We start from the raw sequence: 14349 nt of genomic DNA on the forward strand, positions 1-14349 counted from the left end.
GACTACTCGCCGGTTGTGGACAACCCGTGACGGGCGCAGCGAGGGGGCCCGGCCTCTGCGGCCGGGCCCCCTCGCGTGTCCCCCTCCGAAGGCTCCCCCACCCCCCTGGTACTCCCCCCGGGAAGCCTGATGCCCTATACGACCCCGATCGACGGCGAAGGGTTGCACGGCTTCGGCACTTTATCGATCTGTAACCCGACGTGCCGACATCGGTGATCGGCCGTAACGTTTCCGGCATGAGGGACAGACCGGTACACAAATCCGTCCTGGACGACCTCGGCACGGAGCAGTTGCACCAGGTGGCCACCGAGCTGGGCACCGGCAGCCGGGGCGCGAAGCGGGTCGTCGGCGAGACGGTCGCCGCCCTCACCGGCTCGCTCGCCGAAGAGGCCGCCACTCCGCACGGAGCGCACGAGGTCGAGCAGGCGCTCGACGAGGCTCAGGGGGCGACGCCCGCGGGCGCGGCAGCGGGCGCGCGCCCGGCGAAGGGGGCGACCGCGCCGGCGGGCGCCGGGACCTTCGCCGGGAGTGCCCTCGGCGGCGGGATGCTGGCGACGATCGTCGGCAGGACGAGCATGCCCGTGGCCCGCGCGGTCTCGCAGCGCACGGGCATCCCCATGGCGCAGGTGTCCCGGGCGCTGAAGATCCTCACCCCGGTCGCCATGGCCGCCGTCTCCCGGGCCGCGCGGAACCGCAACGTCGGGGCGGACGGGCTGGCCGAGATGCTCAGGGAGGAGCAGCAGGCGACCCGCAGGCCGGGCGGGACGCTCGGCGCGCTGGCACGGCTCTTCGGCGGCGGGCAGTCCTACGGCGGCGGGCGCCACCGCGCCTGACGGCACGGCGGGGACCGGCCCGTATCCGACGAGCGGCCCGGAACCCGCCGCCGCCCGGACCGGCCGCCGCGACCCGACGACACACCGTCAACGGCACACCGGCCGGCCGCTCAGCGCACGACCAGCCGCTCGTACCGTTCGACGATCTCCGCCAGCACCTCCGCGCCGTCGCGCGCCCACAGCCCCGGGTTGAAGATCTCGACCTCGACGAAGCCCGCGTACCCCGCCTCGTCCACCCGCTCCCGGAACCAGCGCAGGTCGACGCTCCCTTCGCCCAGTTGGCCCCGCCCCAGCAGCACCCCCTCCGGCAGCGGCGTCACCCAGTCCGCCAGTTGGAAGGCGGCGATCCGGCCGGATTCCCCCGCGCGCGTGATCTGCGCCGCGACCGTGTCGTCCCACCACAGGTGGTACGTGTCCACCACCACGCCCACCCGGTCCGCCGGGAAGCGCTCGGCCAGGTCGAGCGACTGGGCCAGGGTGGAGACCACGCACCGGTCGGCGGCGTACATCGGGTGCAGCGGCTCGATCGCCAGCCGCACGGCGCGCTCCGCCGCGTACGGCGCGAGGGCGCCCAGGGCATCCGCGATGCGCTCCCGTGCGCCGTGCAGATCGCGACTGCCCGCCGGCAGGCCGCCGGAGACGAGCACGAGCGTGTCCGTGCCCAGCGTGGCGGCCTCGTCGATGGCGCGGCGGTTGTCGTCGAGGGCCGTGGCCCGCTCCCCCGGGTCGCCGGTGGTGAAGAACCCGCCGCGGCACAGGCTCGTCACCGTCAGCCCGGCGTCGCGGAACAGCTTGGCCGCGGCCTCCACCCCGAACTCCTGGACGGGCGCGCGCCACAGCCCCACGCCGCGCACCCCGGCCGCCGTGCAGCCGTCCGCGAGCTCGGGGAGCGACCACTGCCTGATGGTCTCCTGGTTGAGGCTGAGGCGGGCCGGCCCGCCGGCCGGCTGTCCGGTGCTCACAGGGCGACTCCGTGGACGGCGAGGAAGGAGGTCATGCGCTCCGCCGCGAGCTGCGGGTCGGGGAACAGACCGAGGGCGTCGGCCTGTTCGTACGCGCGCGCGAGGTGCGGCAGGGAGCGGGCCGACTGCTGCCCGCCGACCATCGTGAAGTGGCTCTGGTGGCCGGCGAGCCAGGCCAGGAACACCACGCCCGTCTTGTAGAAGCGCGTCGGGGCCTGGAAGAGGTGGCGGGCCAGCGGCACCGTCGGGTCCATGATCTTGCGGAAGCCGGCCGCGTCGCCGGTGTCGAGGGTCCGAACCGCCTCGGCGGCCAGCGGGGCGAGCGGGTCGAAGACACCCAGCAGGGCGTGGCTGAAGCCGTGCTCGTCACCCTCGATCAGCTCGGGGTAGTGGAAGTCGTCACCCGTGTAGCAGCGCACCCCGCGCGGCAGCCTGCGGCGCAGGTCCACCTCGCGCGAGGCGTCGAGGAGGGAGACCTTGACGCCGTCGACCTTGTCCGGGTGCTGGGCGATGACGTCGAGGAACGTGCCGGTGGCGGCGTCGAGATCGGAGCTGCCCCAGTACCCCGCGAGCGCCGGGTCGAACATGTCGCCCAGCCAGTGCAGGATCACCGGCTCGCGCGCCTGCCGCAGCAGCGCGCCGTACGTCTCCACGTAGTCCTCGGGCCCGCGGGCGCACGCCGCCAGCGCGCGGGAGGCCATGAGCACCGCCTGCGCACCCGCGTCCTCGACGAGGGTGAGCTGCTCCTCGTAGGCGGCGCGCACGCCGGCGAGGGTCGCGCCCCGGGGCGCGAGCTGGTCGGTCCCGGCGCCGCAGGCGACGCGGCCGCCGTGGGCCCTGGCCTCGGCGGCGGAGCGGCGCATCAGTTCGGCGGCGCGGGTCCAGTCGAGGCCCATGCCGCGCTGCGCGGTGTCCATGGCCTCGGCCACGGCGAGACCGTGGGACCACAGGTGGCGGCGGAATGCGAGGGTGGCGTCCCAGTCGACCGCGGCGGGGCTGTCCGGGTCGCCGGGGCTGGAGTCCGCGTACGGGTCGGCGACGACGTGCGCGGCGGCGAAGACCGTACGGGAGGAGGGGCGCGGGCCGCCGGTCGCGAGCGCCGGAGCGGGCTCCGCGCGCGGTTCGTACGCCTCGAGCACGCCCCCGGGCCTGGGCAGCCGGATCGTCGTCATCGGGCCAGCTCCGGCACCTCGACGCGCCGCCCCTCCGCGGCGGCCTTGAGGCCCAGCTCGGCGAGCTGCACCCCGCGCGCGCCCGCGAGCAGGTCCCAGTGGTACGGCTCGTCGAGCATCAGGTGCCGCAGGAACAGCTCCCACTGGGCGCGGAAGCCGTTGGCGAACCCGGCGGGCCCGGCGTTGTCCGGCACGTCCTGCCACTGGTCGCGGAAGCTCTCCGAGACCGGCAGGTCGGGGTTCCACACCGGCTTCGGCGTGGCCGCCCGGTGCTGTACGCGGCAGCCGCGCAGGCCCGCGACGGCGGAGCCCTCGGTGCCGTCGACCTGGAACTCGACCAGCTCGTCGCGGTGGACGCGGACCGTCCAGGAGGAGTTGATCTGCGCCACGACGGGGCCGCCGGGCGCGGCGAGTTCGAAGATGCCGTACGCCGCGTCGTCCGCCGTCGCCTCGTACGCCTCGCCGTGCTCGTCCCAGCGGCGCGGCACGTGCGTGGTGACGTGGGCCTGCACGCTGCGTACGGGGCCGAACAGCTCGTGCAGGATGTACTCCCAGTGCGGGAACATGTCCAGCACCATCCCGCCGCCGTCCTGCGCGCGATAGTTCCAGGAGGGCCGCTGGGCCGGCTGCCAGTCGCCCTCGAAGACCCAGTAGCCGAACTCGCCGCGGACCGACAGGATGCGGCCGAAGAAGCCGCCGTCGATGAGGCGCTTGAGCTTCAGCAGCCCCGGCAGGAACAGCTTGTCCTGCACCACGCCGTGCTTGATGCCCGCGTCCTGGGCCATCCGGGCGAGTTCGAGGGCGGCGGAGGCGGAGGTGGCGGTCGGCTTCTCCACATAGATGTGCTTGCCGGCCGCGACGGCCTTCTTCACCGCTTCCTCGCGGGCGGAGGTGACCTGGGCGTCGAAGTACAGCTCCACGGAGTCGTCCGCGAGGACGGCGTCGAGGTCGGTGGTGTACTCCGGCAGGTCGTGCCGGCGGGCGATGTCCTCCAGCGCGTGCTCCCTGCGACCCACCAGGACCGGCTCGGGCCACAGCACGTCGCCACCGCCGAGATCCAGCCCGCCTTCCTCGCGAATGGCAAGAATCGAACGGACGAGGTGCTGCCGATACCCCATCCGGCCGGTGACGCCGTTCATGGCGATACGCAGCGTCCTACGTGGCATCTGGTCTCCCATAGTAAGCGCTTTCTGCCCCGGGAGAAAGCTATCCCCGCCCGGCCTGCAGCGCAAGAGCCCGACCGGGTACGGACAAAGGCGTGCACACTCCTGCCACTCTCGCGACGCGGGCGCCGCGACGTGCAAGACTTCCGCTCACAGTTCGGACCGGCGACCGGCGCCGGGCGGGGCCCGCGCGGGCCCCGGGGGATTCCGGCCACCGGGCCGGAACGTCGTACCCAACGGGAGGCAGAGCGATGGCAGTCACCCTCGCGGACGTCGCGGCACGCGCCCGCGTTTCCGCCGCGACCGTCTCCCGGGTGCTCAGCGGAAACTACCCGGTGGCCGAGGCCACCCGCGCGCGCGTGCTCGCCGCCGTGGACGAGCTGGACTACGTCATCAACGGCCCCGCGAGCGCGCTCGCCGCCGCCACCTCCGACCTCGTCGGCGTCCTCGTCAACGACGTCGCCGACCCCTTCTTCGGCATCATGGCCAGCGCCGTGCAGTCCGAGCTGGGCAGCGAGAAACTGGCGGTCGTCTGCAACACCGGCGGCTCCCCGGAGCGCGAGCTGACCTACCTCACGCTCCTGCTGCGCCAGCGCGCCGCCGCCGTCGTGATCACCGGAAGCGCCGTCGAGACGCCCGAGTACGCCGCGGCCAGCGCGGCGAAGGTGGGGCGGCTCGCAGCGAACGGCACGCAGGTCGTCCTCCTCGGCCGGCCGGCGAGCGCCGCGCCCGAGGGCTCCGCGTTCGCCGTCGAGTTCGGCAACCGCGAGGGCGGGCGCCGGCTCACCGAGCACCTGATCTCCCTCGGCCACCGCCGCATCGGCTACGTCGCGGGCCCCGCCGACCGCACCACCACCCGGCACCGCCTCGAAGGCCACCGGGCCGCGCTCGCCGCCCACGGTCTCGGCGGCGACGCCGGCGAGCTCGGCCGGCTGACGGTGCACGGCCCGTACTCCCGGAAGTCCGGCTACGACGGCGCGCTCGAACTGCTGGACCGGGAGCCGGGCCTGACGGCCATCGTCGGCTCGAACGACGCGGTGGCGCTGGGCATCTGCGCGGCGCTCCGCGAGAAAGGTCTGGACATCCCCGGCGACATCTCCGTGGCGGGCTTCGACGACCTGCCGTTCAGCGCGGACGCGACGCCGGCGCTGACGACGGTGCGGCTGCCGCTGCAGGAGGCGGCGGCGCGGGCGGCGCGGCTGGCGCTGGGGCGGGAGGAGTCGCCGGCGGACGGGCGCTACATGGTGCCGGCGGAGCTGGTGGCGCGGGCATCGACGGCCGCCCCGCGGGCGTAGCGGAAGCCGGGCGTCAGGTCGATCATCCGACCGCTCGACACGGTCTGTGGATAACTCTGCACGGGGTCGGCGCATGGGGGTATCTTTGACTCAGTCAAAGAAATGTGCGCGCCAGGAGGTGGGGTTCCCGTGACCGTCGAGGACATCCGCTCGTTCAACCGCTTCTATACGAATCTGATCGGCGCCCTCGATTACAGCCGCCAGCTCCACACGCCGTACACGCTCACCGAGGCCCGCGTGCTCTACGAGCTGAGTTATGCCCGGCAGGCCGACGCCGCGGACCTGCGCGGGGCGCTCACGCTGGACGCGGGGTACCTCAGCAGGCTGCTCGGCAAGTTCGAGAAGGACGGCCTGATCACGCGCGGGCCGTCGGCCGCCGACGCGCGGCGGCAGCGGGTGGAGCTGACGCCGCGGGGGCGGGAGGCGGCGCATCTGCTGGAAGAGCGCTCGCGCGAGCAGGTGGGGACGCTGCTGGCGCAGGTCCCGCTGGAACGGCGCGCCCGGCTGGCGGCCGCCATGAGCACGGTGCGGGAGCTGCTGTCGGAGTCGGTCGTGCCGAGCCCGGTCGAGGAGGCCGAGCTGCGCGAGCCGGGCCCCGGCGAGCTGGGCTGGATCGTCAAGCGCCACGGCGAGCTGTACGCGCAGGAGTACGGGTGGAACGCGGACTTCGAGGCCCTGGTGGCCCGGATCGTCGCGGACCACGCCGCGCAGCGGGACCCGTCGTGCGAGCGCACCTGGATAGCGGACCTGGGCGGCCGCCCGGTCGGCACGGTCATGTGCGTGCGGGACGACGCTCCGGAGACGGCGCGGCTGCGGCTGCTGCTGGTGGACCCGGAGGTGCGGGGACACCGGCTGGGAGCGCGGCTGGTCGACGAGTGCGTCCGCTTCGCCCGTGAGGCGGGATACCGCGAGCTGGTGCTGTGGACGAACTCGGTGCTGGAATCCGCCCGCCGCCTCTACGAGCGGGCGGGGTTCGAGCTGGTGGCCGAGAAGCCGCACCACAGCTACGGGGCCGACCTGGTGGGCCAGGACTGGCGGCTGACGCTCTGACGGATTCAGCCGGATGGCCGCCGCGGGCGCGACCGCGGTGGTGGCGGTGGCCGGGCAGGGCAGGGCGGATCGGATCGGGGCGGGGTGAGCGCGGGCGTCCGGCTATGGGGGGCGAGGGCGTACCGAGGGTGCTTCCGCCGGGCGGCCGAACGTCCGGGTCCGGGGCGCGCGGCGGCCGGATGCGGCCGGGCGTGGGCAGACGTACGGCCCGGGCGCGGACGGGGCTCCGGGGGAGGTGGCTGCGGGGTTGCCAGGTGCGGTGGGGTCTGATCGACTCACGGCATGCGACTCGCCTTCTCCACCCTCGGCATGCCTCAGCTCCCCGTCGCCGAGGTCGCCCGGTTCGCCCGCGACAGCGGCTACCAGGGCGTGGAGCTGCGGTGTCACCCCGAGGAGCCCGTGCACACCGGGCTGGGGATCGGGGAGCGGGCCGACGTGGTCGAGGAGTTCGCCGCGGCCGGGGTGGAGATCCTGACGGTGGCGGGCTACGCGGGCGTCGCCGCGGCCGGGGACGACGAGCCGGTGGTCACCGAGATCCGCGCGTTGCTGGCGCTCGCCCGGGACTTGGGCGCCGCGCACGTCCGGGTCTTCCCGCGCGGCGGGGAGCAGCCGGCCGTGGAGGCGGACCCCACCGCCGCGCGGCGGCTCGCCGCCGTGGCCCCGTACGCCGCGGACCTCGGCGTGCGCGTGCTCCTGGAGACGCACGACTCGCACCGCACCGGCGCGGACGTGGCCCGCATCCTGGACGGCGTCGGGCACAAGTCCACCGGCGCGCTGTGGGACGTGATGCAGACCTGGCTCGGCGGCGAGGAGCCGCAGGAGTCCTTCGCGGCGCTCTCCCCGTACCTCGGCTACGTGCAGGTCAAGGACGCGGCGTCGCGGGAGGAGCTGGCGCCGCTGGCGCTGGGCGAGGGGACGGTCCCGCTGGCGGAGTGCCTGGCGGTGCTCACGGAGGCGGGCTGGGACGGCTGGCTCTGCTGGGAGTACGAGAAGCGCTGGTTCCCCGAGGCCCGGGAGCTCGCGCCGCTGCTGGCCGGAGGCCGCGAGCATCTGCTCCGGCTGCTGGCCGACGTGGCCTGAATAGGCGGCCCTCCCCGGCGCGCGCCCGGCACCGGCGGGCGGCCCGCGACCGCGGGTGATCGCGCAACGTTGCACCTCGGCACGGATGCCGGAGCCGGGTCCCCGACGGCCTTGTGTCACAGGACGGTTGTGAAACCAAGGGGCCGACTGGCCTAATCCTTGCGCCGCTGCCTACGCTGAGGCGCGACTTGCACATGCACACGGGGAAACGGGGGTTCGATCCGTCATGAAGCTCTGCGCACCGGCGAGTGCCGTGGCACTGGCAGCGGCGGTCACGCTGCTGACGGCGTGCGGGTCGTCGGACGACAAACCGGACCGGATCACGGGCGCGAAGGAAACCGCCACGGAGTCGGAGGAGTCCTCGTCCGCCTCGCCGTCCCCGGCCGCGGACGACGGCGCCGACGCACCGGAGTTCGACTTCCCCGACGACGTCAAGGTCGAGGTGGAGAGCGAGCCGACGGGCGACGCCGCCGAGGACGCGATCCTGCGCGACCACGGCTACGCCGTGCAGTCGATACGCCTCGGCTACGCGAAGCAGGACCCGCGCCTGGACGTCCTGGAGCGGTACCTCGGCGGCGACGCCCTGCTGGGCTGGCGCGCGGGCATCGACGAGTTCGTCAAGGACGGCAAGACGGTCTCCGGCACCGTGCGCTACTACGACCGCGAAGTCACCTCGCGGAAGGGCGACGTGGCGTCCGTCGTGTACTGCGAGGACCAGACGAACTCGTACGCGAAGATCGCCGACTCCGGCAAGGTGCTGAAGACCGAGCCGAGCGCCGACGACTTCATCCGGCACGTCTCGACGATGCGCAAGACGGCAGACGGCCGCTGGCAGATGGTCCACGAGTCCGACGAACAGGGAGCAGCGCAGTGCGGAACCTCCTGAGCACCAGGCGTACGGCGGCGGTGTCCATAGCCGGCGCGGCCCTCGCCCTCGCGGCGGCCGGACCCGCGACCGCGGGCGACGGGACGGGCCAGGGCGGCTCCGACCAGATCGGCTCCCGGGTGGATTTCACCCACAGCAGCCCGGGCTCCGGCGAGACCTCGCCCATGACGCCGATCGGCGGCAGTTGGTCGCCGCCGTCGTGCTGGTACGAGCCGCGCTACACGCCGGACCAGATGGACGACTACGTCCACGAGACCTACAACGCCGAGCACAACGCCACCTCGGCGATCTCCGAACTCGTCACCGACGACAGCACCTTCGACCTCCGCAAGGACAAGGAAGGGCTCTGGTGGGAGCTGTCCTACCCGAAGGAGGGTGGAGTGACGGCCGAGGAGTGCCCGGCGACGAAGTCCTTCATGTTCATCGGGCCCGAGGAGCCCGCGGAGCCGAACACCGACGTGATCGACCCGGAGACCCTGGCGGCGCTCGCGTACAACGAGACCGAGCTGCCCGCCCCGCCGGTGGACCTGAAGCCCAACGCCGACCGCCAGGTGGTGAACCTGGAGACCCTCGCCGTGCTCGACCCGGCCGAGTTGCAGCGCGTCTGGGTCACCGCCTTCATCGACCCGCCGGGCATGGAGCGGATCGCCGCCACCACCGTCGCCACCCCGCAGCGGCTGCGGCTGGAGGCCGGCACGGAGTACGCGGATCCGAACGTCTGCGAGTACGACCTCGTGCGCAAGGGCGGCGGGTTCGCCGTGGACACCGAGGACGCCGGCTGCAACATCACGTACCGCAAGTCCTCCGGCGAGGGGACGTACGAGCTGGAAGCCTCGCTCACCTGGAACGTCAACTGGAACCCGACCGGGAGCCCGGACGGGACGCCCGTGCACGAGGACTTCCCCGACGGCCAGTCGACCACCGAAATCCCGGTGACGGTCAAGGAGATCCAGACGGTGGTGCGCTGAGCGGCTGAGCCGGAGCCGGCGGCCGTCGCCCGCGGCGGCGCGCCGGCCCGTGTCACATCCGCCGCCCCGGCGGGCTCATATCTCCGAGTCTCGACGAGGGGATGACGTGAGCGATGGAGGAGACCGAGCGGCTGGCCGAGCGGTTCGAGCAGCACCGGCCGCGGTTGCGTGCCGTGGCCTACCGGATGCTGGGATCGGCGGCCGAGGCCGAGGACGCGGTTCAGGACGCCTGGCTGCGGCTCTGGCGTTCCGGCGGGGAGGGGATCGGCAATCTCGGCGGCTGGCTGACCACCGTCGTGGCCAGGGAGTGCCTGCACATCCTCCGTTCCCGGCGGCGGGATGAGCCGCGCGCGACCGGGCCGGCCGTGCCCCCGGACGGCGCGCTCGACCCCGAGCAGGAAGCGCTGCTGGCCGACTCGGTGGGGCTGGCCCTGCTCGTGGTGCTCGACCGGCTCGGTCCGGCCGAGCGGCTGGCGTTCGTGCTGCACGACATGTTCGCGCTGCCGTACGACGAGATCGCGCGCATCCTGGGCCGCACGCCGGCCGCGGCACGGCAACTGGCCAGCCGGGCACGGCGACGGATGAACGGCGCCGAAGCGCCGTCGCCCGAACCGGACCTGGCACGGCAGCGCAAGGTGGTCGACGCCTTCTACGCGGCCTCACGGGCCGGTGACTTCGACGCCCTGGTCCGGATTCTCGACCCCGACGTCGTGCTGACCACCGGCTTCGGGGACGACGGCCGGCGTGTCGTCGTCCGCGGCGCGGCGGCCGTGGCCGGGCAGGCCCGCGGCCCGTACGGCGGCCGGCTGCACCCGGTGGTGGTCGACGGCGCGGTCGGCGGGTTGATCACCATCGAGGGCCGGCCGTTCGCGGTGCTCGTCTTCACCGTCGCGGGCGACCGGATCGCCGCCATCGACGGGATCCGCGACCCCGAGCTGGTCCGCCGCTTCGCCGCCGTCGCCGGAATCTCCAGGCCGCCCGTCACATCGCCGGTGCGCGAGGGCTCATAGGGCGACAGGTTTCCCGACCACGAGGGAGGACACCGTGGGTTCACGGATCCCCGACGCCAACGCGCACCTGCCCGAGATCCAGGAACTGGCCGGCACGATGACGAAGGCCCTCGGCAACGGCTCGGTGCCGGCGGCCACCGTCAGCCTGGTGTATCTCCGTGCCGGCCAGATCGTCGGCAGCACCTACCAGGTACTGCGGCACTCCGTCGACCTGCGTACGGCGGGCGAGTCCGAGGACAGGATCGCCGCCGTGGCGACCTGGCGGGACGCGCCGTGCTTCACCGGCGCCGAGCGGGCCGCGCTGGCACTGACCGACGCCGTCTTCCGCCCCGCCGCGCACGGCGGGGAGCGCGTGCCGGACGACCTGTACGCCGAGGTCGCGAAGCACTACGACGGCAAGGCGATGGCCACGCTGATGCTGCTGCTCGCCGCGGCCGGCTTCTGGATGAACGTGGCGCTCGTCAACCGGCCGGCACCCGCGCCGGCCTGACGTCGTCCCGCGGCGGGCGGGGGCCGCCCCGGCGGTCCCCGCCCCCGCTCCCGTGCGTGCGCGCACCACGCCGCCCGCCGCCCAGCGACGTCACGGCCACCCCGCCGACCAGCAGCAGCGCCGCCACCCAGCGCAGCCCCGTGATCTCCTCGCCCAGGAAGAGCGCCGCCGAGGACATCCCCGCGACCGGCACCAGCAGCGAGAACGGCGCCACCGTCGAGGCGTCGTACGTACGCAGCAGGTACCCCCACACGCCGAAGCCGAATATCGTGACGATCCACGCGATGTAGACGACCGCGCCGGCGCCCGCCCAGTCCAGCGACCGCAGCGCCTCCCAGTCCCGCTCCGGTCCCTCGAACACCAGCGACAGCGCGAGCAGCGGCAGCACGGGCACGCAGGACACCCACACCATGAAGCGCAGCCCGTCCGGCGGCGCGGCCTTGCGCATGATGACGTTCGAGATGCCCCAGCAGAACGCCGCCGCCAGCACGATCGCGAACGCCCCCAGCGGCCCGGAGCCGCCCTCGTCCACCGCGGCCAGCGCCACCCCGCACAGCGCGACGCCCATGCCGGCCAGCCGCACCCGCCCCGGCCGCTCCCCCAGTACCGCCGCCGCGATGCACGCCGTGAAGACCGCCTGGATCTGGAGTACGAGCGACGACAGCCCCGGCGGCATCCCCTGTTCCATGCCGACGAACAGCAGCCCGAACTTCGCCACCCCCAGCACCAGCCCGACCGCCAGGATCCACTTGAACGCGACCTGCGGCCGGCCGACGAGGAACACCGCGGGCAGCGCCGCGACCAGGAAGCGCAGGGCGGTGAAGAGCAGCGGCGGGAAGTGGTCGAGCCCCACCTCGATGACGACGAAGTTCAGGCCCCAGAAGAAGGCGACGAGGACGGCGAGTGCGATGTGCAGCGGGCGCATGCACCCAGGATCGGGCCGGACGACCGTGAAGCACCAGCACGTATTACTTCATGATTGGATGTAGGAACGCTGAAATCTGGGAGTGGCCATGCTCGATCTGTCCCGGCTCCGCGCGCTGCACGCCGTCGCCGTCCACGGCTCCGTCGGCTCCGCCGCGGCCGCCCTCGGCTACACGCCGTCCGCCGTCTCCCAGCAGATCGCCAAGCTGGAGCGCGAGACCCGCACGCCGCTGCTGGAGCGCCGCGGCCGCAGGGTGACGCTCACCGACGCCGCCCAGCACCTCGCCGCCACGGCGGAGCAGTTGCTCGCGATCGTCGAGGAGGCCGAGACCTCGCTGGAGGAGCGCCGCGGCCGGCCCATGGGCCGGCTGACGGTGGCCTGCTTCGCGACCGCCGCCCGCGGGCTGCTGCCCGCGGCGCTCGCCGCCCTCGCCGCGGAGCACCCGGCGCTCGACACCCGCATGCTGGAGGCCGACCCGCACCTCTCCCCCGGCATGGTCACCCGCGGGGTGGCCGACCTCGCCGTCGCCCACGACTGGGACATCGCCCCGCTGCCCACCCCCGAGGGGATGGAGCTGGCGTCCATCGGCGACGACCTGTGCGACATCTGCGTCCCGGCCGGCCACCCCTTCGCCGGGCGCGACGGGCTCGTCCGGGCGGATCTCGTGGGCGAGCGCTGGATCTGCCAGCCGCCCGGCTCGACGTGCCACGACTGGCTCGTACGCACCCTGCGCACCTCAGGCCACGAGCCGGATCTCGCCTACCAGGTCGCCGAGTACGCCTCCCAGCTCGCGCTGGTCGCGGCCGGCCTGGGCATCGCGCTGGTGCCGCGGCTGGGCCGCGGTCCGCTGCCGGCCGGGGTGGTCGCGGTGCCGCTGGAGCCGGTGCCGGTGCGGCGGGTGTACGCGCTGTGGCGTACGGGCGCCGCACGCCGGCCGGCGATCCGGGAGGCGGTGCGGCTGCTGCGTCGGGAGTGGAAGGAACGGGTCGGCTGACGGCAGGGGGCCACCGCTCCCGTACGTCCGGGCCGCGCGGCCGCGCCCGCGGGCGATGACACCCGCGGGCGCGGCTTCGTGCGGCTCAGCGGCCCGGGATCACGGCCGGAGCGACTGCTCCCGCAGCTCCTTCTTCGTCACCTTGTCCAGCCCGCTGTCGTACGCGGCCAGCGGCTTCGCCTTCGTGGTGCCGGCCTCGGCCTCGACGCCGGCCCAGTCGAGAATCCGCCCGGTGGCCTTGGCGCGCTGCGCCTCCGGGAGCTGGCTGACCCGGGCGCCGTGGTTGGCGCCGGGCGCGGTGTAGACGTACGAGTCGTGCGCGCCCTTCCCGAGGCGGAACGGCTCGGCGCCCCACGGGTCGTTCTCGCCGTAGACGAAGAGCATCCGGTCGGCGTTCTGGCGCACCCACTTGTCGACGTCGTTCATCACCGACGGCTTGAAGCGCATGTCGATGTCGCGCGGGACGAAGTTCCGCGGCGGCTGGTAGCCGTAGCGGCTCAGGTCCTTCAGGTGCGGCAACTGGATGGTGGGCGCGCCCAGCTCGGTGCCCGCCTGGTAGTAGTACGGCGTGTACGGCGCGAGCCCCTGGTCGGTGTAGAAGGACCAGCCGGCGATGGCGTCGACGTAGTCGTACAGCTCCTGGTCGGAGACGGTGGCGGCGTCCGGCACGTCGGCGCAGTCGGCGGCCGAGCTGTACTGCCAGAAGCCCCACACGAGGTCGAGGACGGTCGCCTCGAACGCCTTGTCCAGGCTGCCGATCGTGGTGAACGTCGCGCCCGACTCCGCGGCCCACGCCGCGTACTTCCCGGAGAGCGCGTCCCGCCGCACCAGCGCCTCGCGCTGCACGGCGTTGAGCGCGTCGCGGCACTCCTTTGTCCCGACCCGCTCGAAGAACCGGTCGTAGGCCGAGTCCTCCTGGTTCACCACGTCGTTCGGCGCGACGTAGGCGACGACGCCGTCCATGTCACGCGGGTAGAAGCGCTCGTAGTACGTGGCGGTCATGCCGCCCTTGCTGCCGCCGGTGGCCAGCCAGTTCTCGTCGTAGATGTCGTTCAGCGCCCGGAAGATGCGGTGCTGGTCGCTGGCGGCCTGCCAGATGTCGAGCTTCTTCCAGTCCGCGGGATCGGGCCGGGACGGGGTGAAGAACCGGTACTCCATCGAAACCTGGTTGCCGTCGATGATCTGCGTGGGCTCGCTGCGCGACGGCGTCGTGGAGACGTTGTAGCCGCCGGTGGAGAAGACCGTGGGCCGGTCGGTGTCCTTGTGCAGCACGGTGATCCGCTGCTGGAAGGTCTGGCCGTCCGGCTTCCGGTGGTCCACGGGCTGTGTGTAGTTCAGAACGAAGTAGCGGTAGCCGTCGACCGGCTTCTCCTCGATCAGGCTCATGCCCTTGATCGAGAGGAGCCGGTCCTTGATGTCGGCCTCGTCCGCGGTGGCGGCACCGACCGGCGAACTGCCCAGCCCCGCCGTGCCGGTGAGCACGGCCAGACTCAGCAGCCATCCGAGCTTCCTGCGCATCTT

General features: G+C 73.4%; 14 protein-coding genes. 9 read left to right on the forward strand and 5 right to left on the reverse strand.

The window, feature by feature from the left end; translation table 11 throughout:
• Positions 1-236: 236 nt before the first annotated feature.
• Complete coding sequence (locus tag DMB38_RS10275; protein ID WP_125934912.1) at positions 237-833, forward strand: DUF937 domain-containing protein; 597 nt, start codon at positions 237-239, stop codon at positions 831-833.
• 110 nt (positions 834-943) lie between these two features.
• On the opposite strand, the gene DMB38_RS10280 is transcribed toward DMB38_RS10275, so the two are convergent.
• Genes DMB38_RS10280 through DMB38_RS10290 form a run of 3 tightly spaced genes read right to left on the reverse strand, consistent with a single transcriptional unit; the run spans position 944 to position 4133 of the window.
• A complete protein-coding gene (locus DMB38_RS10280) occupies positions 944-1795 on the reverse strand; it encodes a sugar phosphate isomerase/epimerase family protein (protein ID WP_125934913.1) in 852 nt (283 codons plus the stop codon).
• Complete coding sequence (locus DMB38_RS10285; protein ID WP_125934914.1) at positions 1792-2967, reverse strand: dihydrodipicolinate synthase family protein; 1176 nt, start codon at positions 2965-2967, stop codon at positions 1792-1794. The genes DMB38_RS10280 and DMB38_RS10285 overlap by 4 nt, the downstream gene beginning before the upstream one ends.
• Complete coding sequence (locus DMB38_RS10290; RefSeq protein ID WP_125934915.1) at positions 2964-4133, reverse strand: Gfo/Idh/MocA family oxidoreductase; 1170 nt, start codon at positions 4131-4133, stop codon at positions 2964-2966. The genes DMB38_RS10285 and DMB38_RS10290 overlap by 4 nt, the downstream gene beginning before the upstream one ends.
• A 248-nt stretch (positions 4134-4381) precedes the next feature.
• Here DMB38_RS10290 and DMB38_RS10295 point away from each other — a divergent pair, with 248 nt between their 5' ends.
• The 7 genes from DMB38_RS10295 (at position 4382) to DMB38_RS10325 (ending at position 10909) form a co-directional block, all read left to right on the forward strand.
• Positions 4382-5425: a LacI family DNA-binding transcriptional regulator gene (locus DMB38_RS10295; protein ID WP_125934916.1), complete on the forward strand. Its 1044-nt coding sequence runs from the start codon at positions 4382-4384 to the stop codon at positions 5423-5425.
• 129 nt (positions 5426-5554) lie between these two features.
• On the forward strand, positions 5555-6475 hold the full coding sequence (locus tag DMB38_RS10300; RefSeq protein ID WP_125934917.1) for a helix-turn-helix domain-containing GNAT family N-acetyltransferase: 921 nt from the start codon (positions 5555-5557) through the stop codon (positions 6473-6475).
• A gap of 282 nt (positions 6476-6757) precedes the next feature.
• Positions 6758-7555, forward strand: coding sequence for a sugar phosphate isomerase/epimerase family protein (locus DMB38_RS10305; RefSeq protein ID WP_125934918.1), 798 nt, complete (start codon positions 6758-6760; stop codon positions 7553-7555).
• A gap of 253 nt (positions 7556-7808) precedes the next feature.
• Positions 7809-8441 (forward strand): hypothetical protein, encoded by a 633-nt coding sequence (locus DMB38_RS10310; RefSeq protein WP_240662098.1) that lies wholly within the window; start codon positions 7809-7811, stop codon positions 8439-8441.
• A complete protein-coding gene (locus DMB38_RS10315) occupies positions 8426-9409 on the forward strand; it encodes a hypothetical protein (RefSeq protein WP_125934920.1) in 984 nt (327 codons plus the stop codon). The genes DMB38_RS10310 and DMB38_RS10315 overlap by 16 nt, the downstream gene beginning before the upstream one ends.
• A gap of 113 nt (positions 9410-9522) precedes the next feature.
• A complete protein-coding gene (locus DMB38_RS10320; protein ID WP_125934921.1) occupies positions 9523-10419 on the forward strand; it encodes a sigma-70 family RNA polymerase sigma factor in 897 nt (298 codons plus the stop codon).
• A gap of 34 nt (positions 10420-10453) precedes the next feature.
• Positions 10454-10909, forward strand: coding sequence for a carboxymuconolactone decarboxylase family protein (locus DMB38_RS10325; protein ID WP_125934922.1), 456 nt, complete (start codon positions 10454-10456; stop codon positions 10907-10909).
• Here the strand turns inward: DMB38_RS10325 and DMB38_RS10330 are convergent.
• Complete coding sequence (locus tag DMB38_RS10330; protein WP_125934923.1) at positions 10881-11834, reverse strand: EamA family transporter; 954 nt, start codon at positions 11832-11834, stop codon at positions 10881-10883. The genes DMB38_RS10325 and DMB38_RS10330 overlap by 29 nt on opposite strands.
• A gap of 88 nt (positions 11835-11922) precedes the next feature.
• Between DMB38_RS10330 and DMB38_RS10335 the strand changes: the two genes are divergently transcribed.
• Positions 11923-12828 (forward strand): LysR family transcriptional regulator, encoded by a 906-nt coding sequence (locus DMB38_RS10335; protein ID WP_125934924.1) that lies wholly within the window; start codon positions 11923-11925, stop codon positions 12826-12828.
• Between the two features lie 99 nt (positions 12829-12927).
• On the opposite strand, the gene DMB38_RS10340 is transcribed toward DMB38_RS10335, so the two are convergent.
• Positions 12928-14346: a S28 family serine protease gene (locus DMB38_RS10340; protein ID WP_125934925.1), complete on the reverse strand. Its 1419-nt coding sequence runs from the start codon at positions 14344-14346 to the stop codon at positions 12928-12930.
• Positions 14347-14349 lie beyond the last annotated feature (3 nt).

This window comes from Streptomyces sp. WAC 06738 (assembly GCF_003945505.1).
Lineage (GTDB): Bacteria > Actinomycetota > Actinomycetes > Streptomycetales > Streptomycetaceae > Streptomyces.